This window comes from Candidatus Pristimantibacillus lignocellulolyticus, from assembly GCA_023639215.1.
Classification (GTDB): domain Bacteria; phylum Bacillota; class Bacilli; order Paenibacillales; family Paenibacillaceae; genus Pristimantibacillus; species Pristimantibacillus lignocellulolyticus.
Genome location: CP097899.1, coordinates 4,679,850 through 4,702,847, shown reverse-complemented (window position 1 = coordinate 4,702,847; position 22,998 = coordinate 4,679,850). Strand labels below are relative to the sequence as shown.

Annotated in this window: 26 protein-coding genes; 24 read left to right on the top strand and 2 right to left on the bottom strand. The window is 37.5% G+C overall.

Annotated elements, in window-relative coordinates:
• Positions 1-35: 35 nt before the first annotated feature.
• The 8 genes from NAG76_20430 to NAG76_20395 all read left to right on the top strand — a co-directional run bounded on the left by NAG76_20430 (position 36) and on the right by NAG76_20395 (position 7,893).
• Positions 36-707: a nucleoside recognition protein gene (locus tag NAG76_20430; GenBank protein ID URN94161.1), complete on the top strand. Its 672-nt coding sequence runs from the start codon at positions 36-38 to the stop codon at positions 705-707.
• A 25-nt stretch (positions 708-732) separates the two neighbouring features.
• Positions 733-1,236 (top strand): spore maturation protein, encoded by a 504-nt coding sequence (locus tag NAG76_20425; protein URN96896.1) that lies wholly within the window; start codon positions 733-735, stop codon positions 1,234-1,236.
• 54 nt (positions 1,237-1,290) lie between these two features.
• Complete coding sequence (locus NAG76_20420; GenBank protein URN94160.1) at positions 1,291-2,031, top strand: rRNA pseudouridine synthase; 741 nt, start codon at positions 1,291-1,293, stop codon at positions 2,029-2,031.
• Positions 2,032-2,136: 105 nt separating this feature from the next.
• On the top strand, positions 2,137-2,664 hold the full coding sequence (locus NAG76_20415; GenBank protein URN94159.1) for a redoxin domain-containing protein: 528 nt from the start codon (positions 2,137-2,139) through the stop codon (positions 2,662-2,664).
• An 83-nt stretch (positions 2,665-2,747) separates the two neighbouring features.
• A complete protein-coding gene (locus NAG76_20410; protein URN94158.1) occupies positions 2,748-4,415 on the top strand; it encodes a cytochrome c biogenesis protein ResB in 1,668 nt (555 codons plus the stop codon).
• Complete coding sequence (gene ccsA, locus NAG76_20405; protein URN94157.1) at positions 4,412-5,674, top strand: cytochrome c biogenesis protein CcsA; 1,263 nt, start codon at positions 4,412-4,414, stop codon at positions 5,672-5,674. The genes NAG76_20410 and ccsA overlap by 4 nt, the downstream gene beginning before the upstream one ends.
• Before the next feature lie 38 nt (positions 5,675-5,712).
• Positions 5,713-6,429, top strand: a complete 717-nt coding sequence (locus NAG76_20400) for a response regulator transcription factor (protein URN94156.1) — start codon at positions 5,713-5,715, stop codon at positions 6,427-6,429.
• A complete protein-coding gene (locus NAG76_20395; GenBank protein ID URN94155.1) occupies positions 6,430-7,893 on the top strand; it encodes a cell wall metabolism sensor histidine kinase WalK in 1,464 nt (487 codons plus the stop codon).
• A gap of 182 nt (positions 7,894-8,075) precedes the next feature.
• Here NAG76_20395 and serA read toward each other — a convergent pair whose 3' ends face one another.
• Together serA and NAG76_20385 are read right to left on the bottom strand one after the other, a co-directional pair.
• Positions 8,076-9,665 carry a phosphoglycerate dehydrogenase gene (gene serA, locus NAG76_20390; GenBank protein ID URN94154.1) on the bottom strand — a complete coding sequence of 530 codons (1,590 nt, stop codon included), beginning with the start codon at positions 9,663-9,665 and terminating at the stop codon, positions 8,076-8,078.
• Positions 9,666-9,883: 218 nt separating this feature from the next.
• The gene (locus NAG76_20385; protein ID URN94153.1) at positions 9,884-10,798 is read right to left on the bottom strand and encodes a hypothetical protein; all 915 of its coding nucleotides are present in this window, start codon (positions 10,796-10,798) and stop codon (positions 9,884-9,886) included.
• 53 nt (positions 10,799-10,851) lie between these two features.
• On the opposite strand from NAG76_20385, the gene NAG76_20380 reads away from it, so the two are divergent.
• The 16 genes from NAG76_20380 to NAG76_20305 all read left to right on the top strand — a co-directional run bounded on the left by NAG76_20380 (position 10,852) and on the right by NAG76_20305 (position 22,956).
• Positions 10,852-11,448: a CPBP family intramembrane metalloprotease gene (locus NAG76_20380; protein URN94152.1), complete on the top strand. Its 597-nt coding sequence runs from the start codon at positions 10,852-10,854 to the stop codon at positions 11,446-11,448.
• A complete protein-coding gene (locus NAG76_20375) occupies positions 11,445-11,681 on the top strand; it encodes a hypothetical protein (GenBank protein ID URN94151.1) in 237 nt (78 codons plus the stop codon). Before NAG76_20380 ends, NAG76_20375 begins: the two co-directional genes overlap by 4 nt.
• Before the next feature lie 105 nt (positions 11,682-11,786).
• The gene (locus NAG76_20370; protein URN94150.1) at positions 11,787-12,119 is read left to right on the top strand and encodes a hypothetical protein; all 333 of its coding nucleotides are present in this window, start codon (positions 11,787-11,789) and stop codon (positions 12,117-12,119) included.
• 247 nt (positions 12,120-12,366) lie between these two features.
• Positions 12,367-12,981, top strand: coding sequence for a genetic competence negative regulator (locus NAG76_20365; protein URN94149.1), 615 nt, complete (start codon positions 12,367-12,369; stop codon positions 12,979-12,981).
• A gap of 144 nt (positions 12,982-13,125) precedes the next feature.
• The gene (gene prsW / locus NAG76_20360; GenBank protein ID URN94148.1) at positions 13,126-13,821 is read left to right on the top strand and encodes a glutamic-type intramembrane protease PrsW; all 696 of its coding nucleotides are present in this window, start codon (positions 13,126-13,128) and stop codon (positions 13,819-13,821) included.
• A gap of 50 nt (positions 13,822-13,871) precedes the next feature.
• Positions 13,872-14,024 carry a hypothetical protein gene (locus NAG76_20355; protein URN96919.1) on the top strand — a complete coding sequence of 51 codons (153 nt, stop codon included), beginning with the start codon at positions 13,872-13,874 and terminating at the stop codon, positions 14,022-14,024.
• A 72-nt stretch (positions 14,025-14,096) separates the two neighbouring features.
• A complete protein-coding gene (ypeB, locus tag NAG76_20350; GenBank protein ID URN94147.1) occupies positions 14,097-15,443 on the top strand; it encodes a germination protein YpeB in 1,347 nt (448 codons plus the stop codon).
• Between the two features lie 63 nt (positions 15,444-15,506).
• Positions 15,507-16,166: a PilZ domain-containing protein gene (locus NAG76_20345; GenBank protein ID URN94146.1), complete on the top strand. Its 660-nt coding sequence runs from the start codon at positions 15,507-15,509 to the stop codon at positions 16,164-16,166.
• A 56-nt stretch (positions 16,167-16,222) separates the two neighbouring features.
• Positions 16,223-16,405 carry a hypothetical protein gene (locus NAG76_20340; GenBank protein URN94145.1) on the top strand — a complete coding sequence of 61 codons (183 nt, stop codon included), beginning with the start codon at positions 16,223-16,225 and terminating at the stop codon, positions 16,403-16,405.
• A gap of 97 nt (positions 16,406-16,502) precedes the next feature.
• On the top strand, positions 16,503-17,198 hold the full coding sequence (cmk, locus tag NAG76_20335; protein ID URN94144.1) for a (d)CMP kinase: 696 nt from the start codon (positions 16,503-16,505) through the stop codon (positions 17,196-17,198).
• Positions 17,199-17,780 (top strand): 1-acyl-sn-glycerol-3-phosphate acyltransferase, encoded by a 582-nt coding sequence (locus NAG76_20330; protein ID URN94143.1) that lies wholly within the window; start codon positions 17,199-17,201, stop codon positions 17,778-17,780.
• A gap of 80 nt (positions 17,781-17,860) precedes the next feature.
• On the top strand, positions 17,861-19,075 hold the full coding sequence (gene rpsA, locus NAG76_20325) for a 30S ribosomal protein S1 (GenBank protein ID URN94142.1): 1,215 nt from the start codon (positions 17,861-17,863) through the stop codon (positions 19,073-19,075).
• Between the two features lie 477 nt (positions 19,076-19,552).
• Complete coding sequence (locus tag NAG76_20320; GenBank protein URN94141.1) at positions 19,553-19,837, top strand: hypothetical protein; 285 nt, start codon at positions 19,553-19,555, stop codon at positions 19,835-19,837.
• A 155-nt stretch (positions 19,838-19,992) separates the two neighbouring features.
• Positions 19,993-21,315 (top strand): ribosome biogenesis GTPase Der, encoded by a 1,323-nt coding sequence (gene der / locus NAG76_20315; protein URN94140.1) that lies wholly within the window; start codon positions 19,993-19,995, stop codon positions 21,313-21,315.
• Positions 21,316-21,341: 26 nt separating this feature from the next.
• A complete protein-coding gene (gene plsY, locus NAG76_20310) occupies positions 21,342-21,923 on the top strand; it encodes a glycerol-3-phosphate 1-O-acyltransferase PlsY (GenBank protein ID URN96895.1) in 582 nt (193 codons plus the stop codon).
• 4 nt (positions 21,924-21,927) lie between these two features.
• Complete coding sequence (locus tag NAG76_20305; protein ID URN94139.1) at positions 21,928-22,956, top strand: NAD(P)H-dependent glycerol-3-phosphate dehydrogenase; 1,029 nt, start codon at positions 21,928-21,930, stop codon at positions 22,954-22,956.
• The last annotated feature ends 42 nt before the right edge of the window (positions 22,957-22,998 follow it).

The following is a 22,998-nucleotide window of genomic DNA, read 5'->3' as shown; positions in this document are numbered from 1 at the left end:
TCAATAATCGTTACATGTTGGGGGGAGGCATGGGAATGGTCAATTGGATATGGTTATTTCTAATTGTCGTAAGTGTTATTTTTGGACTAATTAACGGTAACATGGATGCTGTTACGCAAGCAGCATTTGACGGAGCCAAATCTGGTGTTACCGTTAGTTTTGGATTAATTAGTATTATGGTGTTCTGGTTAGGCATGATGAAAATCGCTGAAGAAGCGGGGTTACTTCATAAGTTATCTCGCTTACTTTATCCGATTGTTCGTTGGTTGTTTCCAGATATTCCGAAAGGACATCCAGCGCTTGGTTACATCATGAGTAATCTAAGTGCCAATATGTTTGGATTAGGTAATGCGGCAACACCTATGGGCATTAAAGCAATGCAGGAATTACAAACACTGAATCCAGACAAGCATACCGCAACACCTGCAATGTGTACGCTACTTGCGCTCAATACGTCGAGTATAACATTAGTGCCGACAACATTAATTGCGATTAGAATGAATTACAACTCAGCTAATCCTGCTGAAATTATTGGAACGACTTTAGCTGCTACTTTTGTTGCCACATTAACAGCTATACTAGTCGATCGATGGTATCGTAGTCGAGATAAAGGACCACCAAGTACATACACCACGATTAATTCTTCCGCGCAAGTAAACACAACAACGACGGTTCGATCCTCTAATGGAGGTGAACCATTTGTATAGTATATTCACTCAACTTTCTTCTTACATGATTCCTGCTATTATCGTGTTTATTCCTTTGTATGCTATGCTTAAAAAACGTCAACCGGTATACGAAATCTTTGTAGATGGGGCTAAAGATGGGTTTGAAACGGCAATTGGTATAATTCCGCATCTCGTTGGGATGATGGTTGCCATTAGTATGTTTCGTGCCTCCGGAGCGATGGATATGATGCTACTAGCATTTAAACCGATTTTTGAATCGTTCGGTATACCTAGCGAGGTTTTACCATTAGGGGTGTTACGCCCGATCACCGGAGCAGGTTCGCTAGCATTTACGGCGGATCTAATTGCGACATATGGTCCTGATTCATTAATTGGCAGAATTGCTTCTACAATACAAGGTAGTACTGATACAACATTATATGTATTAACGGTTTATTTCGGTGCTGTAGCAGTACGTAACTCGAAATATGCTTTAAAAGTGGGTCTAATCTCTGATTTGGTTGGATTTGTAGCAGCAATTGTAATTTGTATGCTTGTATTCCAGTAGCAACGCTTGTGCTTTATCGTCGTAATCGTTATGATGGTAGATGAGGTGAGCATAGTGGAACGATTACAAAAAATATTGGCACAGGCTGGAGTTGCTTCTCGTCGTAAATGTGAGGAGTTAATTCTGTCTGGTGCTGTTGAAGTAAATGGCGAACAAGTGACTGCAATGGGTACGAAAGTAAATCCAAATGTTGATGTCATCACCGTGAACGGTCGTCCAATTCGTAGTGAGAAAAAAATATATGTGATGTTAAACAAACCAAAAGGTGTTATTACGAGCGCAAAAGATCCACAGGGTCGTAAAGTTGTCTCGGATTTCTTACCTGGTATTAAAGAACGCGTATATCCTGTAGGTCGTCTTGACTACGACACAGAGGGACTACTGCTTCTTACGAATGATGGTGAGTTTGCAAACTTGTTAACACATCCGAGTCATCATGTGCCAAAAACGTATTATGCAACGGTAAAAGGAGTCCCACATGGTAGTTTGTTAGAAAAACTACAGCGTGGTATTGAACTGGAAGATGGGATGACTGCTCCAGCGTCTGTTGAATATCAAGATGTAAAAATGGAAAATAATGAGTCGACGATAGCTATTACAATTCATGAAGGACGTAACCGCCAAGTGCGTCGTATGTTTGAAGCAATCGGCCATAAAGTTATTCGCTTGAAACGTGTTCGCTTCGGTGAGGTTATTCTTGAGGGGTTGCCTCGCGGTAAGTTCCGTCATCTAACTGAATCAGAAATAAAACAATTGTTAAATGAAGCACGTAAGACACATAAAGTTCATAATTAGGGATTGAGGACGGCATATTTTGCCGTCTAATTTTCGTTATAATGAGAATATCGTATTGTAACTGAATATGCACTTAAAGATTCGAGTAGTGGTGGTGTATACATAATGGGTAAATATAGGAAAAAGGTACAAGTTGTCGTTTTGCTTGCCGTTCTTATTATTGGTGGCTATGCAATTTTTCAGTCGTTTCAAAACAATGACAGTAACAATTTGATCAAAGTTGGTCAACCAGCACCTGATTTTAGACTAGCAAACTTAAATAATGAAGCTGTTGCACTTTCAGATTATGTCGGAACTCCATTAGTTATTAATTTTTGGGGTACTTTTTGTGAGCCTTGTATACGTGAAATTCCATCATTCCAAAATCAATATGAGAAGTGGAATGAACAGGGCCTTGAAATTGTCGGTATTAATCTAAGCGAAGATTCATTAACGGTTTCAAATTATGTGCGCAAATTCAATATGACTTACGCTGTTGTTAGAGATGTCGATCGTAAAACGGAGAAGAAATATGGGTTGCGTTCATATCCAACAACATTTTTTGTAAACGCTGACGGCACTTTGCAAGCAGCAGTTGTTGGTGAAATGACGGAGAAGCAAATAGAAGAACATATCCAACAAATAATGCAATAAGAAGTTGTTCATAACGTCCACAATGATTATTTTTGATCCTGAAGTAGAATTATTGTTCATCATAATGTTTAGGAGGTTTAAGTGTGCTTTTACCAGAGAATACAAAGTGTGAGTGTGGTCATCAAAATGCAGTAGGTACTGTATTATGTGAAACATGCGGCAAACCTATTGTTCAAGAGATTATCGATTCGAATGAACCTCTTGAAATGCGTTATGATGGTGTAGCACGTCGTTCACAAAAAGCGAATCCGGATCTATTAGATAAGATTTGGAATTTCTTTTCCTCTGTGAAGATCGCTATTTATTTAATCATTGCTACATTTATTGGAGCTATGTTCGGTACTATTTTCCCACAAGCTAACACCTTTATTAACAATTTCGACCCAAAAATTTATTATGAAGAAACTTATGGTACTGCAGGTAAAATTTATTATTTACTTGGCCTTCATAATACGTACAACAGCTGGTGGTTTATTACGCTGCTTGTCATGATCGGAACCTCTTTAGTTATATGTAGTATCGATCGAGTTCTTCCTTTATATCGTGCGTTGAATAAGCAACAAATACGAAAGCATCATTCGTTCCTAACTAGGCAGAAAGTTACTTACTCTACTCTAATTGAAGGAAACGAAGAGCAATGGGTGCAAAATTACGGACAAGCACTTAAGAAAAAAGGATATAAAGTACATATTGATGGAACAGCGTTACTGGCTGAGAAAAATCGCTTCAGTCGTTGGGGTCCATACATAAATCATATTGGTCTTATTTTAGTTCTATTGGCACTTCTTGCAAGAGGGATACCAGGATGGAATGTAGACAATTACGTTAAAGTTGTAGATGGTGATACTGTACCTATTAGTGGTACCAATTATTATGTAAAAAGTGAAGGCTTTAAGATGGAACTTTACGATAATGCTGAGTTGCCTGAAAGTTTACAAAATACTGGTCGTGTGAAAAATTTCGAAACATTTGCGGTTTTATACGAGTGTGAAAGTAATTGTAACGATGATTTCGAGAAGCCTAATTTAACAGAAGTGCTTAGGCATACCATTCTAATAAACGACCCACTACGGTACAAAGATCTAAAGCTTCATCAATTTGATTATGATCTAACACCTAGAATCAATGCAGTGTCGCCTATGATCACAAACAAAGAAACCGGTGAAACCTTTGGACCTTTCCATCTTTCGATGGTGGATCCAGAACTCAACTATGAAGTAGGACCTTACAAAATTACGTTAATCGACAAGTACATGGACTTCTCAATTAATAGTGAAGGTGAGCCGATAACCTTATCTCGCGAACCTAATGCACCTGCATTCATTTTCAATATTCAAGGTCCGAATTTGAAAGAATCTGGAGAAGTATTTATGTACTTCCCACTTCAAAAAGATAAAGTTCGTTTTTCACAAAATACAATCAATCGTGAACTAACTGATAAATTAGAAATTAAAGTTGATGGTATGGAAAACGTTTCTTTCTCAGAAGCAACGACTTATTTGAATATACGAATTGATAAAGCAGTGAAATTTTTATGGATAGGGGCAATTATAAGTATGATTGGCCTATTACTAGGAACGTATTGGCAACATCGTCGGATTTGGTTGCGTATTGATGAGCATAAATTGACACTAGGCGCTCATACGACAAAGAACTGGTATGGTATGCGAACTGATACTTCGTATGCACTAGGAAAAGTCGGTATTGAGTTAGATGCTAAGAGTCTCGATAACGGAGGAAACAAAGGATGAGTTTATTAGATTTTAGTAGTTCAATATTTATCGTAGCTTTCTTTTTATATTGTTTTGCTTTTATCTTTTATTGCATTGCTGTAGCAGGTAAGAAATGGAGTAATCGTGATCCTAAGGAACATGAGGCTAGATGGAGTAACATAGCCTTTATTACATCCACGGCTGGTTTAATTGCACACATCTTATTTTTCTCAACTCGTTGGATTGGTAGTGGACAAGCGCCAGTAAGTAATATGTACGAGTTTATTACGTTTTTAGGTATGGCAATTATGGTCGCTTATACGATTATTCATTTTATGTATAGAAAACCATTACTAGGTATGTTTGCTCTGCCGTTAACTATCATTATTGTCGCTTATGCATCCGTTTTCCCGCAAGAAGTACAGCCACTAATCCCTGCTTTGCAGTCAATCTGGTTGAAAGTCCATGTAACGATGGCAGCAACTGGTGAAGCATTCTTTGCAGTTGGTTTTGCTGCAGGGCTTATGTATCTTCTAAGAGTAGTAGACTTTAGTGATAAATCGAAAAAAGGTCGTAAAGCACAACGTTGGGTAGAATTCACACTTATATCTATTCTTGTTATATGTGGTTTCATCGTTGCTTCATTTGGTTTCAAAGGTGCTGGCTACACTGCACAATTTGAGCAAGAGAACGTAAAAGTTTCTGCGGTTGGAGAAGTTACTACTAAAATGGCTACCGTTGATTATACGATGCCACCAATTTTTAAACCGTACAATAGTACTTCGCTACATGTAACACCATTTTTAGGAATGAGTGATGCGTTGTTAGAAACACCATCTTGGTTTGGCGGTGTCGATGCAGGCCGTAAATTTAATACCGTCGTTTGGTCTATTATTGTTGGATTATTAATGTATGCTGTCATTCGTCTTATTATTAGAAAGCCACTTGGAGCTCTAATTCATCCTATGCTAGATGGAATTGATCCAGATGATTTAGATGAAATAAGTTATCGTGCTATTGCTATTGGCTTCCCTATATTTACGCTAGGCGGATTAATATTTGCTATGATTTGGGCAGAAATCGCATGGGGAAGATTCTGGGCTTGGGATCCGAAAGAAGTATGGGCATTGATAACTTGGTTATTCTATAGCGCATATCTACATTTCAGACTTTCCCGTGGATGGCATGGTAAACCATCAGCTTGGCTTGCAGTAATCGGTTTCGTTATTGTATTATTCACATTAGTAGGAGTTAACCTACTGATCTCAGGCATGCATTCGTATGCAGGTGTAAACTAATATAAGCGTTACGATGGTACAGGAAGAGGTGTAATATAATGACAGAATATTTGAGTCGTATATTGGTAGTTGATGATGAGGAAAGAATTCGTCGATTACTGAAAATGTATTTGGAAAAAGAAGGATATGAAATAGAAGAGGCGGAAGATGGAGAAACAGCACTATCGCTTGCTATGAATAGAGATTATGCGCTTATTTTACTTGATGTTATGTTGCCAGGTATTGATGGGATAGAAGTATGTACACGCCTTCGTCAAGTTAAAGCAACGCCAGTTGTTATGTTAACAGCAAAAGGTGAAGAAATGAACCGTGTACAAGGATTTGAAGTTGGAGCCGATGATTATGTTGTTAAGCCATTCTCACCTAGAGAAGTGATCTATCGTGTGAAAGCAATTTTACGCCGTTCTTCAGCGACAGCGTTCTTAACGAAAGAAATGAACACTTCAAATAGTATAGTTTTTCCACATCTAATTATTGAGCATGATGCGCATCGCGTAACAGCTGGTGGGCAAGAAGTAAGCTTAACGCCAAAAGAATATGAGCTGTTACATTACTTAGCGGTTTCACCTGATAAAGTATTCTCTAGAGAAGAATTATTAAAAGATGTATGGAATTATGAATTTTTCGGTGATTTAAGAACAGTCGATACTCATGTGAAAAGACTACGTGAGAAGTTGAATAAAGTATCTGCAGAGGCTGCAAGCATGATTACAACGGTTTGGGGAGTCGGATATAAGCTAGAGGTGCCGAAGTAAATGAAATGGCTTCGAAGACTGTTTGGCATGCTGTGGCACAGTGTTATCGGAAAGCTTTGGGTAACGATTATAGTATTAGTAGCTGTAGTGCTACTAATACTTGGTGCTTTTTTGCTGCAATATATTGATGTATCTTTTGATGAAAATGCGAATGACATTAAGGTGCTCTTTATTATTACGGCAATTATAGGCTTCTTATTATCTACTTTTTTTGCCTTCTTCTTATCTTCAAAGATTCAGCAGCCACTTCTGCAATTAAAAGACGCTGCAGTGTCGATATCAGAAGGGAATTACTCAACTCGAGTTCATATCGACTCTTCGGATGAGATCGGACAACTAGCTCAAACATTTAACAACATGACCGAACAGCTAGAGAAGCTTATTCATGAACTTCATCATGAAAGTAATCACCTTTCAAGCATATTACGGAGTATTGGTGATGCTGTTATCACATTTGATGCTAACGGTGAAATTATTCTTACGAATCCAGATGGACATTTACTTACTCAGCAATGGAAAAACATTGAAGAGGAATGGTCGACTGGTGAAATAGTTAATTATCCAATGGTGCCTGCACCTATTCGTGAAAGTTATGTTCTTGTCCTTAATCATGGTAAGGAAATTACCGATAAAATTCATGTGCAAAGTTATGTATGGTCTGTCGTCTTAACACCATTAATGTCTGCAAGTAAGATGCGAGGTGTGGTGGCTGTTATCCGTGATGTTACAGAAGAACATAAGGTTGATAAAATTCGTCGAGATTTTGTAGCTAATATCTCACATGAAATTCGTACGCCATTGCAAATGTTACAAGGGTATAGCGAAGCGCTCTTAGATGATATCGTTGTATCACCTACTGATCGCCAAGAACTAGTTCAAGTCATTCATGATGAATCACTCCGAATGGGAAGATTGGTCAATGATTTTCTAGACGTTGCGAGAATGGAAGCAGGACATATGAACATGAAATATCAACTTGTTGATGTTAATATGCTGCTCTCACGTGTTGCACGCAAGTTTACCGTATTTGCGAAGGAAAGAGATGTTGAGTTAGTGTCGGAGTTTGCAGAGGCTGTATTAGAGCTTCAGCATGCCGATGAGGATCGTCTTGAACAAGTTGTTACGAATTTGATTGATAATGCGTTCAGACATACCGACGCTGGTAAACGAGTCATTATTCGAGCTAGTGAAGTTGTACTGAATCATGAATCATTCATCCAAGTGCAAGTGAAAGATGAAGGACAAGGTATACCTTCAGAAGATATCCCTTACATATTTGAACGTTTCTACAAAGCTGATAAAGCGAGGAAACGGGAAAATAGCTCAGGTACAGGGTTAGGACTTGCTATTGTGAAGAACATAATTGATCAACATCACGGAAACATTGCCGTAGATAGTATGATTGGTCATGGCACGACATTCACAATATTGTTACCAGTAAAGGTACATGAAATGATTCAGTAATATTAGAGGTTTCTTGAACCGTAAGGCATTAATGTAGATTGCTGTAGCAATTTGACGTTGAACGCTATTACCGTCGAGGAACCTCTTTTTTCGTAGAATTGTCATTGATAATATTGTTAATCGTGGAACAACAAAAGGCTAACGAGTTTAACTCGTTAGCCTTTTGTGTAAGAAAGTATGGATTAGATGATGATTTCTTTTGCAGTGATTAGTTCAGGAAGGTCTGTTAATTGAGTAAGAACTTCTTTCGGAGTTCCTTTATCAACTCGTAGAACCATAACTGCAGTGCCGCCTTCATCTTGACGACCAACTTGCATTGTAGCGATGTTAACATCGTTACTACCAAGCAATGTACCAACGCGACCAATGATACCAGGTTTGTCATTATGTGAAATAAGAATGAAGTTACCGCGAGGTGTAACGTCAACATTGTATTTATCAATTTGAACAATACGAGGACCGTAACCAGACAATAATGTTCCAGCTGCAGAACGCTCTTCTTTATTCGTACGAAGGGTAACAGTCACTAAGTTAGTGAAATTATGCGCAACGCGAGATTTTTGAACAACGATGTTTACATCACGTTGTTTCGCTGTATGCATGGAGTTAACTACATTTACAGTATCTTTACCTAAGTAATGAGCTAGAATTCCACGAACGATGTAGCGTGTTAATGGTTGTGTATCAACATCAGCTAGATCGCCAGAGTAACTAACACTAATTTCTTCCACAGCACCTTCAGTACCTTGAGCGATGAAGCTACCAAGAGTTTCACCAAGTTCAAAGTAAGGCTCAAGCACTTTACGTACTTCAGCAGGGATTGGAGGCATGTTAACAGCATTCGTGAACGGCTCATCACGAAGAATATGAAGCACTTGCTCTGAAACATCAATTGCAACATTTTCTTGTGCTTCAACAGTAGATGCACCAAGATGTGGTGTCACAATAATTTTTGGATGTGTCAAGAATGGGTGATCCGCAGCTGGCGGTTCAACTTCGAATACGTCGAATGCTGCACCAGCAACAATACCTTCATTAATAGCATCAACCAATGCGATCTCGTCAATAACTCCACCGCGAGCACAGTTAACGATACGCATACCAGGCTTCATAACTTCAAATTGTGCTTTGCTAATCATATGTTTTGTCTCAGGAGTCAATGGAGTATGAACAGTCATGAAATCTGCATTACGAATAATTTCATCTACTGTAGCAAGAGTAATCCCTTGTTTTTGAGCACGTTCTTCCGTTAAGAAGGGGTCATAACCAAGGATGTTCATACCAAATGCTTTGGCGCGTTTAGCTACTTCGCTACCAATACGGCCCATACCAAGTACACCTAGTGTTTTATTGCGAAGTTCAACACCTAGGAAGGACTTACGATCCCAAGTTCCTTCAGTAGTCTTTTTGTAAGCTTGAGGAATGTGACGAGCAAGTGCCATCATCATTGCAAAAGTATGTTCACATGTAGTGATTGTGTTACCGTCTGGAGCGTTAATAACGATTACGCCAAGCTTCGTTGCAGCATCAAGATTGATGTTATCAACGCCTACACCAGCACGACCGACAACTTTCAATTTCTTACCAGCTTCCAAGATTTTCTCAGTTACTGTTGTTTGGCTTCTAACAAGCAAGGCATCGTATTCACCAATGATGGATACTAATTCATCCTCTGATAAACCAGGCTTCTTGTCTACTACGATGTCTTGGGCATCAACGAGTTGTTGAATACCAAGGTCACTGATTGGATCGGATACAAGTACTTTATACATAATTACAACTACCCCCTGGATGTGCGATGTAATCATCGCAATTAGTATAGACAGAAAAACTCTCTTCCGCACCGATGAAAATAGTGGGTCGAGAGTTTCATCAACGAACATTACGGTAATTCTTATTCTATAGCAACTCTATACATAAAATCAATGCTTCAGAATGATTAAAAAACGAATTTTCGATCTGTTTTGTGAAATTTCACAAAAATTCAACTTTATTCTACATTAGGATAGAAGAAAGGAATTTGTGGAAGAAACTCTTGAGAATACAATTTATTCTTATTAAGATTATAGTCACCAGGTCTTACAGCAGAGGTGTTTAATAATAACGTAATAATTCCGTCAATAGTCGTTAGATTCATAGCTTCTGCTTGTCCTGAGGTTATAAATTGATCGATAGCACTTGTCAAATCATGTGGCAAAAATTCAACAAAATCATTTTGTTCAGCTAAATAGTTTGCGATAATTTCATTTTTAATTACGAGCGGATATTTGCTCCAAGTCGAAATTTTTTGGCTAACATTCTCATCGAAATCAGTTGGAATGTTCGGATCTATCGAAATCGCCCAAAGATTCATCGTCTCAAAATATATGTCTTGTCCCTTTAAAGCTTGTGATACTGCTGTTTGATAAGATTCATTTGATTTTAGCAACTCAATGATCTGTTCGTACGTAATAGAAGATGATTTCTTTTGCAGTGTAGCTGCTACTTTCTCGAATTGATTAAGGCTTCGAATATAATTTTGTTGAGCTTCACCTAGTTGTCCTGCATTTTGTAAGTTGTAACTTGCAGCTTCAATTGCTTTTTTACTTGCTTGACCTTCTAATTCTTTATATAGTGAAGAAACATTACTTACTTTTTTGTTAGAGATATTATGAAGTGCCTCAGACCAATCTAGTTGAAATTCACGATAAGGTGAGTATACAGTAAGATAGAAGGAAGCGAGTTCTTGTTGTTGATACACATAATTTGTTTTATCGACTTTCTCCTCATTGAGGTGAGCATACTTTGCTTCGACACGATTGGTCCCAATATTCATACCATAGAAAAAAGCAACTACTGCAAAAACAAGCATTCCTAAAAAAAGTATTGTATAAAGTGTGGCTGTTCTTGAAAAACGTTTATCCATTTCATTTCTCCTTTATGTCAAATATTGATCTAACTTAGAACGGATGTGTACAGATGAAAAAGTTCAAATTTAAAAAATTTCAGTTCCGCAAAGTAACAATTGATGATCTAGATGATCGCATGTTGCTCATTAACTTATACGCAACTCAAGGCCTTACTTTTATTATCGGCTTAATATGGGTAATTTTTCAACAACAAAATTTGATTTCATTATTATCTATTCCAACATCAATTACAAATGTTTTTTTATGGGGCGCCGGATTAGCTGTTGTAGCAATTTGTGTCGATTTGGTGTTATCCAAATTTGTACCTGATGATCTTGGTGATGATGGTGGAGTAAATGAGCGGATTTTTGGCACTCGTGCAGTATGGCATATCGCACTTATTTCGCTGGTCGTTGCTATTTGTGAAGAGTTATTATTTCGAGGGGCAATGCAACATGCATTTGGGCCATATTGGACAAGTATTGTTTTTGCTACCATCCATGTGAGATATTTGAAACACTGGATCCCAACAGGTCTTGTTTTCTCAATCAGCTATGGGTTAGGATGGATATATATCCAGACAGATTCAATATGGGCTCCAATCATTGCTCATTTTTTGTTCGACTTTGTTATGGGATTGCTGATTCGTTTTAGGAGGGAATCATGAGTAGGAAAGAAAAGTTCAGTCGCTCAGCACGAAATCACAGACAACAAGAGGCTGATAATCAAATTTACTTAGATGGCGAGAACGAAGAGACAAAGCTTCCGTCACGAAGCAAAAAACATCCTTCAAGTAAAAATAAACTTAGTCGTCTTTATTATAATCTCTTGTTCATTTTATTCGTTGCTTTAGTCATCTTTTTATTTTGGTACGGTAACAAATATTATTCAACATCTTAAGGGAAGTTTGCACCTATTTACCTTTCGATTCTAACGTATGAGTGTCTTCTTTGATGGTCATTCTATAGGAGAAGTCATATTAGAAGAGAGGTGTCAGTTATGCGAATGAGTAGCTTTATAATAGGTGGCGTAGCCGGGATGGTTGGCGCGATGTATCTGATGCAACGTAAGCCAGAAACCGCTAAAGCAGTGACTAACATGATGTCTGATGTCAAAAATGATATGTGGAACAAGGCAGCTTCTAGCCTCTTTGCAAGTGGAGCATCTGGTTCATCTAATTCATCTAAGATGGATTCATCTTCAGAGGACAAATCACAGAAGAATAAACAGGATCATGCAAGTAACGAATCATTAATAAAAAACATTATTGAAAATGATCCACAATTACAAAGTGAGTTTAATGAAATTACAAAAGAGCCTCAAACGGTTAAGCACTAATCAAAGTTTTTTTTGGACTGATCCTTCTATTGTGGGATCAGTCTTTATTAATAAGAAAAGGTTCATAAATTTATCATATTTACATATGCTTATTAGACTTAATAAAGGTACCTATTTTTTGTTTTTTTAGTGCAATAGTTATCAAGACATGATAAAGTATGCTTATAGCAATTGTAAAAAGAATTTGGTAACATTCCTTTTTTCTTTACATAAGCTATAGTCAGATGCTGCAAAGGAGGATCCTGTCATGAAGATCGAAAGATTAGGTCAGGACAAGATAAGGATTTTCCTGACTTACGACGATTTGTTGGAGCGGGGTATCCAAAAGGAAGATATGTTACGTGAACCTCCTAAGCTACATGATCTATTTATGGAATTAATGGAACAAGCTTATACTGAGCTTGGTTTTGAGGCAAGTGGTAGACCATTAGCAGTGGAAGTGTATGCAATGCCGGCACAAGGCATGTTTGTTGTCGTTACACGAGGTAAGCGTGGCGGTGAATCTGTTAATGGCTTTAGTGAGGACGATGATCTTGATGATGATATTTATGATCTCGATGTAACAATGGAGCACAGTGACATTATCATGTATTCTTTTAATGATTTTGAGCATATTATTTCGGTTTGTAAAGCCTTGAAGGCTTCTCAATTAACAGATGGCGGAACATTATTTTCGTATAATAATAAGTGGATCTTGTCAATTGAACCATCAGATATAGAATCAACGAGCTTTAATTCTGTATTAGCGATTCTAGCCGAATACGGTGATGCGACGTCAGTAACTTATGCTATGTTAGAAGAATACGGCAAGGTGATTATGGCTGAAGAAGCTGTACATCAGATTTGTACTCACTTTCAATAAGGTTCAATTAACAGGAAAAAACTTTAAGAACATTGACAGTAAAAAGTCAATGTTCTTTTTTTCGTTTTTCGTTATAATGTAATAAAGTAATCTAGTTTAGATGCACTTGTTATTTTCGAATCTTTAATGAAAGCAGGCAATATAATGTTACTATTTTCCGTTATTTCTGCCGCAGTTGCTCCCGGACTGTCTTTACTCACCTACTTATATCTTAGAGATAAATACGAAGCAGAGCCAATTCACATGGTTATTCGTATCTTTTTGTTAGGAATACTACTAGTAATACCTATTTTAGTGTTGCAACGTGGGATTGAACTGTGGCTTGGCGACGGGCTATTTGTGCAAGCATTTATTCAATCTTCAGGTATAGAGGAAAGTATCAAATGGTTTGTATTATTTCATCTGATCTACAATCATACCGAATTCGATGAGCCTTATGATGGAATTCTATATGCTGGGGCAATATCACTTGGATTTGCTACTCTAGAAAACATACTATATTCCGTATTCATGCCAGCAGATTTCAGCGTAATGTTTTTACGTGCATTACTACCCGTTTCAGGGCATGCATTATTCGGAGTTTTAATGGGCTATTATTTGGGTCGAGCGAAGTTTTCCCAAGGGAAAGGGCGAAAAATATATTTAGGAGCATCGTTATTAGCACCAATCCTATTACATGGTGTGTATGATTGGATCATTCTTGTAAGAGAAAACGACTGGATTTTTGTTATAATTCCATTTATGATTCTGCTCTGGATTTTTGGTTTGTCAAAAATGAAATCAGCACATTTACGATCACCTTTTAGATATGTTCGAGCAAAAGACGAGGTTAATTTATAAAAATTCCGTTCATACTAGCAGTATTAGTTTTGAATGTGGAGGAATAAATGATGACTCGTATCAAAGTGTTAATTCGTTGTAAAGTATGCGGAGAGAAGTATATTCTAAGAGGGCGTAAAGATAATGGAGTATATGATACTGGCTTCAAAATGTGTATTTGCGATAATATTGATGACTTAGAAATTGAAGAACATCCAATCTAATATTTTTGATGCATAAAGCTTCCTATTAGAAACCAAACTATAGTCAAATTGGTTTTTAAGGAGGCTTTTTGTATGTATAAAAGACTAAGTGCTGTACTGTTTCCTATTATGACAATTCTACTTATAGGAGCAATGTATTGGGGCTACCAAGAACATCAAGAAAAGAATACGGTATTAATGAAAGCTGAAAATCAATACCAGCGGGCGTTTGGAGATTTAACTTATTATGTTAGTCAACTAAACAATCAACTTGGTAACACACTTGCTGTCAACTCGACGTCTATGGATTATCATCGTAAGGGATTAGTAAATGTATGGAGAATCTCAGGTGAAGCACAAAATCAGATCGCACAATTACCACTTAGTTATTTACCTTTTGTCGATGCAAATAACTTCTTATCGCGAGTTTCCAATTTTGCATATAAAACAGCAGTACGTGATCTGACGAAGCAACCACTTAATGAAGAAGAACTTGCAACATTGCAATCACTATATAAAAACTCTAGTGAGATTTCCAATGAGTTAGGTCAATTACAAAAAAATATTATGGCTAGTAGCTTACGTTGGATGGATGTTGAACTTGCCTTGTCTGTTAATGAAGGAAATACGGAAAATCCAGTGGTCAGTGGTCTTCGCGGCTTGAATGAAGGAGTTGGTCGCTATTCAGAGCTAAATTGGGGTCCAGCCGTTAATAGTATGTATAGCGATGATAATATTGAACTATTAAGCGGTGTTCCTGTTACAGCAGAGCAAGTTATTGATTTAGCGAGTCAATTTACAGGAGTGCCGAAAGAGCAGATCGAAGTAACGGAGAACGGCAAAGAAAGTGATTATCCAACCTTCACTGCTTTAGTTAAAGAAGATGATAATGATAAAAAGCTTACCTTTTCAGCAAAAGGTGGAAAATTACTCTCATTTGTACATATGAGAGACGTAAATTCGGCGGAGTTAACGATAGAGCAGGCAAAGAAAAAAGCTGAAAACTACTTACAAGAACGTGGTTATAACAATATGGCCGCAGTTAGTTATGATGAGTTTGGTAATTCTGGAACATTTACATTTGTTTATAATCAAGATGATGTATATATTTATCCAGATAAAATAATGGTGAAAGTGGCATTAGATGATGGAGAAATCGTTAGTTTCCAAGGGAATGAGTTCGCTGCACATCATCGTGAACGTCTTATAAATGAGCCAGTCGTTTCATTAACGGATGCAAGAAAAGCTCTTAACCCGAATTTGAAAACGAAAGATCAGCGTATGGCAGTTATTAAAGGTGATCTAGGTACGGAAGTGCTTTGCTATGAGTTTACAGGTACAATTAACGACAATTTATATCGCATTTACATTAATAGTGATACAGCAATAGAGGAAACAATAGAAAAACTGAGTAAACAGGATCAAAAAGTGCGTGATTAAGCAAGTTTTATATAGCTCCTCTAGTACGTAAGTGGTATAATATCTCTTGCGGAGGGAGGGGCTATGTTGATTGTACCTAAAGTAAGTCAGATCATATTCTTTCATCTTAAGTCTGATGAGGTAGAGGATTCAGTCATTGAATTCAAAGCTCGAGTAGCTGATGAAAATGAAGAAAGCTTAATTATTGAATTTCCGATTGATACAGTAACAGGAAGAGTAAAAAGATTACATGTCGGAGATGCTCTGGCCGCTCATTTTATTACTACAAATGGTGTAAAACATTTTTTTGAAACGCATGTAACCGATGTAATGTTGGGTGAATTTCCGCTTGTAGAATTAGCAAGACCATCAAAAGATGAGATGACTTCAATGCAACGCAGAAACTTTTTCAGAGTAATGCTTGAAGTTGATATTGCCGTTCGAGATGAGAAAGGTCAACAATTTATCTATAAGACAGATGATATTGGTGGCGGAGGGATTTCCTTCATCATTGACCGACACGAACATTTTGAGGCAACTGAAAAACTAAACTGTTGGGTTCTACTGCCGCATCGTAATGGAATGATTGAACATAGTAATTTCGTTGGAGAAGTATTGCGAATAAAAGTATTAGAAACTGGTCGGAAAATTGTTATGATGAAATTTCATGAAATTACTGAATCCGAGCGACAACGAATTATTCGCTTCTTGTTCGAAAAACAGATCGAATTACGTGATCGATGAATATTAGTTAAAAAGTGGGATATAGTAACGATATCTATCTTTGATGAGGTGTCATTATGAAATCCCGCAACAAATACATAAAAATGATTGATCAATATAGTAGATTAGCGATTAAATGTGTCGTAATATGCTTATTTGTCATAATTATTGTTCAAACAATATTGCAGGTGAATAGCATCAGGCAACGAATTGTACCAACTGAACGATGGGAAGGAGAACATATTCAATCAACTCCTTAGTTTTGCATGCCTATTCTTTCTATGGTATAATTTGTTCTACTTGCAGGCTATGCCTGCTTTTTGTTTGGCGTTAACTTGAAGGGAGTTGGCTTAAAGCATGTTAGTGCAAGGTATGAGTCGCATTAATATCGCGATTGATGGGCCTGCTGGAGCTGGGAAAAGCACAGTAGCACGTCAAGTAGCTTCTAAGTTAGGCTATGTGTATGTCGATACAGGATCGATGTATCGTGCGGTTACATTATATGCACAGCGTAACGGAGTAAGTGCAAATCAATCATCAACATTACAACAAATGGTTGCGCAACTAGAGATTGAACTGATTCCTACCCCCGCAGGACAAATGATTTTGTTGCAACAAGAAGATGTAACAGGTTTAATTCGTACAAGAGAAGTTACAACTGAAGTTTCACATTATGCTTCAGATGAACATGTGCGAAGTCATCTTAGTAAGTTGCAAAGAGAACTTGCTGCTAACAAAGGGATCGTTATGGATGGTAGAGATATCGGCACTCATGTGTTGCCTGATGCAGAGTTGAAAATCTTTTTAACTGCATCCGTCCAGGAACGAGCATTACGTCGTTATAAGGAATTAACAACAGACAATTATATTCCACTAGAGCAACTCGAAGCAGAAATCGCTACGAGAGACAAACTAGATGAAACAAGAGAGATTGCACCTCTTATTCAAGCTGACGATGCTATTCTCATAGATAGTAGTCATATAGGCATTGATGAGGTAACAGACTTAATTGTAAGTCTAAGTCAGAAAAAACTAGCGGAGGTAATAGGATAGATGTCTTATAAAATTTTTCGTGCAATACTTCGTTTCATATATCGTATATTATTCCGAATCAACGCGGTTGGCACTGAAAATATTCCAGCTGAAGGCGCAGTAATTATTGCGACCAATCACACTAGTCTATTAGATCCCCCTGCAGTTGGTATACTAATAAAACGTCAAGTTCGCTTTATGGCAAAAGAGGAATTATTCAAAATACCTGTCCTAGGAATGCTTATTCGTTCTTTTGGCGCTTATCCCGTTAAGCGTGGAGGGGTTAGTATCGATGCAATAAAATCCTCTATTAACCTATTGAAAACGGGAGATGTAATGGGAGTATTTCCAGAGGGGACTCGCAAAAAAGGCGATGATGGTACTGGCGCAAAAAAAGGTACAGCCATGATTGCTTTACGTAGTAAAGCAACAGTCATTCCTGCAGCTATTGTAGGCGATTATCGTTTATTTAGAAAGACTACCATTACTTATGGTAAGCCTGTCGATATTCATAATGTTACAGCAACAGATGACATTGATCAATATGAAGCCGTAACGAATGAAATCATGAAGCAAATTAACTTGCTAAAGGCAAAAGTATAATTGTTTTATTGCTGAATACCATTTCTATGTATTGAGCTTTAAATAATAAAGTAGGGAAATGAATTGAGGAGGTTATTTTCATGTCAGAAGAAGTAAAAGAACAAGATTCTGTAGTTGAAGAATCCAATCAGGCGGCACTAGATCATATGGTGGCATTGAAGAAAGGTGACTTCGTAAAAGGAACAATCGTTAAAATTGAAGACAACGTAGCCTATGTAAGCGTTGGTTATAAATATGACGGTATTATTACTCTTCGTGAATTATCATCTGTTCAAGCTCAGCAAGCTACTGATGTTGTTAAAGTTGGTGAAGAAGTGGAACTTAAAGTACTTTCTATCGACGATAACAAAGAAACGATGACGCTTTCCAAACGACTTGTTGATAACGAAAAAGGCTGGGACGATATCGACAAACTTCTAGAGAAAAAAGAAGTTTTCGAAGTTGTTGTTGCAGATGTTGTTAAAGGTGGATTAGTTGTAGATGTTGGCGTTCGTGCTTTCATTCCTTCTTCTATGGTTGAACGTCATTTCGTGGAAGATTTCAGTGATTACAAAGGACGCACACTACGCGTTATTGTGAAAGAAATCGATCGTGAAAATAATAAAGTTATTCTATCTCAAAAAGATGTACTTGAGGCAGAATATCAAGAACAAAAGGCTGCCAAACTTGCTACGATTCAAGTAGGACAAGAATTAACAGCTATCGTACAACGTGTTACAACTTTCGGTGCTTTTGTTGATCTTGGCGGCGTTGATGGTCTAGTTCACGTATCTGAGCTTGCTTGGGAACATGTAACAAATGCTGCAGATGTTGTTACTGTTGGACAACAAGTTCAAGTAAAAGTTCTTAAAGTTGAGGCTGAAAAAGGTAAAATTAGTTTAAGTATTAAAGCAGCTCAACCTGGACCATGGGAAAACATTACTTCACAGTTTAATGTAGGTGACATCGTTACTGGTAAAGTAAAACGTGTTACTACTTTCGGTGCTTTTGTTGAGATTTCTGCTGGTATTGAAGGACTAGTTCATATCTCTCAGCTTGCTTATCGTCGTGTTAACTCTCCATACGAAGTTGTCAAAGAAGGTCAAGAAGTACAAGTGAAAATCTTGGAATTCAACCCTGCTGACAAGCGTATAAGCTTAAGCATTAAACAAACACAAGAAGCACCTGCGACTGAAGCAGAAGATATTGAAGTTAATATGGATGAAGTTGATAAAACTAACGTTAGTCTTAACGGTAACAATATGAGCTTCTCCCTAGCTGAGTTGTTTGGGGACAAACTAAGTCAATTTAAGTAAGTCCTAGTCGTTACCTATGATATATTGAGAGCCTTGCACAACAGTTGATCTGTTGTACAAGGCTTTTTCTTATTGATGCGTGAAATGATCAGAAATAGCACATATTAATGATAGGTGATCGAGATGACAGAAGGATACTGGACAATATTGCTGTTCATTATGATATTGATTTTGCTTTTAACTGGTTGGAAATCATGGTTGGAACAACATGTTAATATTGGTTTTATCGTTTTTTCATACATAAGTATAGCGTTATCCAATTGGTTCGGATGGAGTATACCTCTTAACCTACATAAGTTTAAAATATCAATAGATGGCTCAATACTACTTATAGTACTATTACACATTGCATTATTATTCAAACGTATACCACACAGAGCTCACATATTATATAGCATCATGTATATTTTGCTGCTAGCTTTAGTATCTACAATTAGTCATGCTATCATATTTTATTCGCCTTGGGTGGAAGCAAATATGGCTATCTGGTATATCCCCATTGGGTGTGGCGTATTATTAGGTGCGCTTGGGATTTCTGTAAGCCAATTAGGTGGAATCGTATTTTGGGGATCAATTTGTGCTGAGATTTTATTGTTGTGGCAACAGAAAGGTGAATATATTGCCCATATCGGAAATCTATTATGGTGGGATATGATTTCTATGTCCATAATATTTGGCTTTGTATTTATCCTTATTTTCGAAATGGTGGTTAAAATTGGGCGTAATTTCATTGTTATACTATTAAATAGAACGAAAAGTTAGCCAATTGTGAACTTTTTTGCTATGATGGGTAACGAAAGTGTGATTCGCTAGCAAACAAAAAAAGTAAGTTAATGCTTCCGAAGTAACTTTTTATGTATAAGAAGTTTATTTCGAGAAGTATAACAATAAAAAGTAGTAGGAGTGGAAATAATTATATGGCTAGACCCATTATCGCAATTGTAGGTCGACCGAATGTTGGTAAGTCAACAATATTCAATCGTATTATCGGTGATCGACTTGCTATCGTTGAAGATAAACCTGGAGTTACTCGAGACCGTTTGTATGGTACAGCGGAATGGAGCGGAAAAGCGTTCAGTATCATTGATACTGGTGGTATTGAAATTGATGGTGATGATGAAATTATGAAATCTGTTCGCATGCAAGCTGAGCTTGCTATTGCTGAGGCAGATGTAATCATATTTATGACTGATGCTAAAGTGGGTATAACTCACGCAGACGAAGAAGTAGCTCAAATGCTATATCGTTCTAAAAAACCGGTCGTTCTCGCTGTTAATAAAGTTGATAATGATGGACGTCAAGATGAAGTTTATGAGTTTTATTCTTTAGGCTTTGGTGAACCTATCTCTATCTCTGGATCTCATGGTATTGGTATTGGTGATCTACTAGAAGCAGCTACAATTCTCCTTCCTGAACCAAAGGAAGATGAGTATGATGATGACGTTATTAGAGTAGCATTAATCGGTAGACCGAACGTAGGTAAATCATCACTTGTCAATGCATTATTAGGTGAGGACCGTGTTATTGTAAGTAACATTGCTGGAACGACTCGTGATGCTATCGATACGCCATTCGAGGTTGATGGTCAGAAATATGTACTGATCGATACTGCAGGTATGCGTAAACGTGGAAAAGTATATGAGAATACTGAGAAATATAGTGTTATGCGTGCAATGAAAGCTATTGAAAGAGCAGATGTTGTTCTAGTTGTCATTAATGGTGAAGAAGGCATTATTGATCAAGACAAACATATTGCAGGTTATGCTCATGAAGCAGGTAAAGCATCTATTTTTGTGGTAAACAAATGGGATGTAGTAGAAAAAGACGGTAAAACGATGCAACACTTTACTGAGAGTATCCGTGATGAGTTTATTTTTATGACTTATGCGCCGGTAGTTTTCCTATCAGCGAAAACAAAGCTTCGCTTACATAAGTTAATACCTGTTATTAACCATGTATCTGAGCAACATGCTCTTCGTATTGCTACGCATCTTCTTAATGATGTCATTACAGATGCAGTAGCTATGAATCCGGCTCCTTCTGATAAAGGTAAGCGACTTCGTATTAATTATGTGACGCAAGTTGCTACAAAACCACCAACAATTATTTGTTTCGTAAATGATCCTGAATTGATGCATTTCTCTTATGCACGTTATTTGGAAAACAAAATCCGTGCCGCATTCAACTTTGAAGGTACACCTGTGCGCATCTTTTCTAGAAAAAAATCTGATCAAGATTAGGGGAGAACAGTGTGTTACCATTATTAATGATTGTTATCAGTTATCTAGTAGGTTCAATCTCCTTCAGTATAGTTATTGCAAAACTATTCAAAGGTATCGATATACGAAGTCATGGAAGCGGCAATGCTGGGGCTACCAATACATTACGAGTACTTGGGATAGGTCCTGCAATACTAGTACTTGTTCTTGATCTACTGAAGGGTATGGGTAGTGTATTAGTTGCGAGCGCGTTGTTTGATCAAGCATGGTTGCCTGTCATTTGTGGTTTAGCAGCTATAGTGGGTCATAACTGGCCTATCTGGTTCAAATTTAAAGGTGGAAAAGGTATCGCAACTGCTATCGGAGTGCTTACTTCGTTAGTCTTTATTCCTGCATTAATTGCAGGAATAATAGCTATACTGTCTATCGTATTTACTCGATATGTGTCTTTAGGTTCGTTAATCTTCACATTCTTAACACCTATTTTTGTGCTTATTTTACAATTTACTTGGCCTAACTTTATTGGGACGTTAATCATTTGTATATTTGCATTCATACGTCATCGCTCTAATATTGTGAAACTGATGAATGGAACTGAGAACAAATTAGGTAGTAAGAAAGGAGCATAGTGTTATGTCTTTGATCGAGGCCAAACGAAAAGCAACCGTAATTGTTGCAGGAAGTTGGGGAACAGCGCTTGCTTCTGTACTGGCATCCAATCAATATGATGTCGTAGTATGGACTAGAACAGAGCAACAAGCTGTAGAGATTAATGAGAAACATACGAACAACAAATATTTACCGAACATAACTTTGCCGAGCAACATAAGAGCGACGACGAGTATGGAAGAGGCGTTAGTCGATTCTACTATTGCATTATTCGTTGCTCCTTCTAGTGCAATGCGAACGGTCGCTGAATTAGCGAAACCATATCTAAAAGCGGATACGATCGTCGTTCATGCCACAAAAGGTTTTGAGCCAGAGAAGTTGAAGCGTATGTCTATCGTTCTTTCAGAATCTCTTGGACGTCCACTGTCGGAAATAGCTGTTATCTCTGGCCCTAGTCATGCCGAAGAAGTTATTTTGAAGCTCCCAACGACAGTGGTCGTAGCTGCGGAAAATATACATATTGCTGAAAAAGCTCAAGAAGCGTTAATGAACTCTACTTTTCGTGTATACACAAATAATGATGTTATTGGCATTGAAGTTGCGGGTGCATTGAAAAATATTATTGCATTGGCTGCTGGTATTATTAATGGATTAGACCTAGGTGATAATGCAAAAGCAGCATTGTTAACTCGTGGTTTAGCTGAAATCTCAAGACTTGGGACAGCGATGGGGGCAAATCCTCTGACTTTCATCGGGCTTGCTGGTGTTGGTGACTTAGTCGTTACTGCAACAAGTCAACATAGCCGTAACTTTCGTGCCGGTTATATGCTTGCGGATGGAACACCACTTTCAACTGTTCTTGAGAAAATGGGGATGGTTGTTGAAGGGGTTAAAACGACTAGAGCAGCTCATGATCTTGCCAAGGTTTACAATATTGAAATGCCAATTACGAATCAATTATACGAAGTATTGTTCAATGACCAACCTATTGATAAGTCTATAGGAGTGTTAATGGGTAGAGTTCGAACGAATGAAATGGAACCTAATCAATAATTGAAATCACAACCTTATATACCTTCTCATATGATATGTAGA

What these genes read in the sequence shown, in the direction of transcription:
- NAG76_20430 (URN94161.1), top strand. Translation starts at nt 36, where the DNA reads ATGGTCAATTGGATATGGTTATTTCTAATTGTCGTAAGTGTTATTTTT.
- NAG76_20425 (URN96896.1), top strand. Translation starts at nt 733, where the DNA reads ATGATTCCTGCTATTATCGTGTTTATTCCTTTGTATGCTATGCTTAAA.
- NAG76_20415 (URN94159.1), top strand. Translation starts at nt 2,137, where the DNA reads ATGGGTAAATATAGGAAAAAGGTACAAGTTGTCGTTTTGCTTGCCGTT.
- ccsA (URN94157.1), top strand. Translation starts at nt 4,412, where the DNA reads ATGAGTTTATTAGATTTTAGTAGTTCAATATTTATCGTAGCTTTCTTT.
- NAG76_20400 (URN94156.1), top strand. Translation starts at nt 5,713, where the DNA reads ATGACAGAATATTTGAGTCGTATATTGGTAGTTGATGATGAGGAAAGA.
- NAG76_20395 (URN94155.1), top strand. Translation starts at nt 6,430, where the DNA reads ATGAAATGGCTTCGAAGACTGTTTGGCATGCTGTGGCACAGTGTTATC.
- serA (URN94154.1), bottom strand. Translation starts at nt 9,665, where the DNA reads ATGTATAAAGTACTTGTATCCGATCCAATCAGTGACCTTGGTATTCAA.
- NAG76_20385 (URN94153.1), bottom strand. Translation starts at nt 10,798, where the DNA reads ATGGATAAACGTTTTTCAAGAACAGCCACACTTTATACAATACTTTTT.
- NAG76_20380 (URN94152.1), top strand. Translation starts at nt 10,852, where the DNA reads ATGAAAAAGTTCAAATTTAAAAAATTTCAGTTCCGCAAAGTAACAATT.
- NAG76_20375 (URN94151.1), top strand. Translation starts at nt 11,445, where the DNA reads ATGAGTAGGAAAGAAAAGTTCAGTCGCTCAGCACGAAATCACAGACAA.
- NAG76_20370 (URN94150.1), top strand. Translation starts at nt 11,787, where the DNA reads ATGAGTAGCTTTATAATAGGTGGCGTAGCCGGGATGGTTGGCGCGATG.
- NAG76_20365 (URN94149.1), top strand. Translation starts at nt 12,367, where the DNA reads ATGAAGATCGAAAGATTAGGTCAGGACAAGATAAGGATTTTCCTGACT.
- prsW (URN94148.1), top strand. Translation starts at nt 13,126, where the DNA reads ATGTTACTATTTTCCGTTATTTCTGCCGCAGTTGCTCCCGGACTGTCT.
- NAG76_20355 (URN96919.1), top strand. Translation starts at nt 13,872, where the DNA reads ATGACTCGTATCAAAGTGTTAATTCGTTGTAAAGTATGCGGAGAGAAG.
- ypeB (URN94147.1), top strand. Translation starts at nt 14,097, where the DNA reads ATGTATAAAAGACTAAGTGCTGTACTGTTTCCTATTATGACAATTCTA.
- NAG76_20345 (URN94146.1), top strand. Translation starts at nt 15,507, where the DNA reads ATGTTGATTGTACCTAAAGTAAGTCAGATCATATTCTTTCATCTTAAG.
- NAG76_20340 (URN94145.1), top strand. Translation starts at nt 16,223, where the DNA reads ATGAAATCCCGCAACAAATACATAAAAATGATTGATCAATATAGTAGA.
- cmk (URN94144.1), top strand. Translation starts at nt 16,503, where the DNA reads ATGTTAGTGCAAGGTATGAGTCGCATTAATATCGCGATTGATGGGCCT.
- NAG76_20330 (URN94143.1), top strand. Translation starts at nt 17,199, where the DNA reads ATGTCTTATAAAATTTTTCGTGCAATACTTCGTTTCATATATCGTATA.
- rpsA (URN94142.1), top strand. Translation starts at nt 17,861, where the DNA reads ATGTCAGAAGAAGTAAAAGAACAAGATTCTGTAGTTGAAGAATCCAAT.
- NAG76_20320 (URN94141.1), top strand. Translation starts at nt 19,553, where the DNA reads ATGGCTATCTGGTATATCCCCATTGGGTGTGGCGTATTATTAGGTGCG.
- der (URN94140.1), top strand. Translation starts at nt 19,993, where the DNA reads ATGGCTAGACCCATTATCGCAATTGTAGGTCGACCGAATGTTGGTAAG.
- plsY (URN96895.1), top strand. Translation starts at nt 21,342, where the DNA reads ATGATTGTTATCAGTTATCTAGTAGGTTCAATCTCCTTCAGTATAGTT.
- NAG76_20305 (URN94139.1), top strand. Translation starts at nt 21,928, where the DNA reads ATGTCTTTGATCGAGGCCAAACGAAAAGCAACCGTAATTGTTGCAGGA.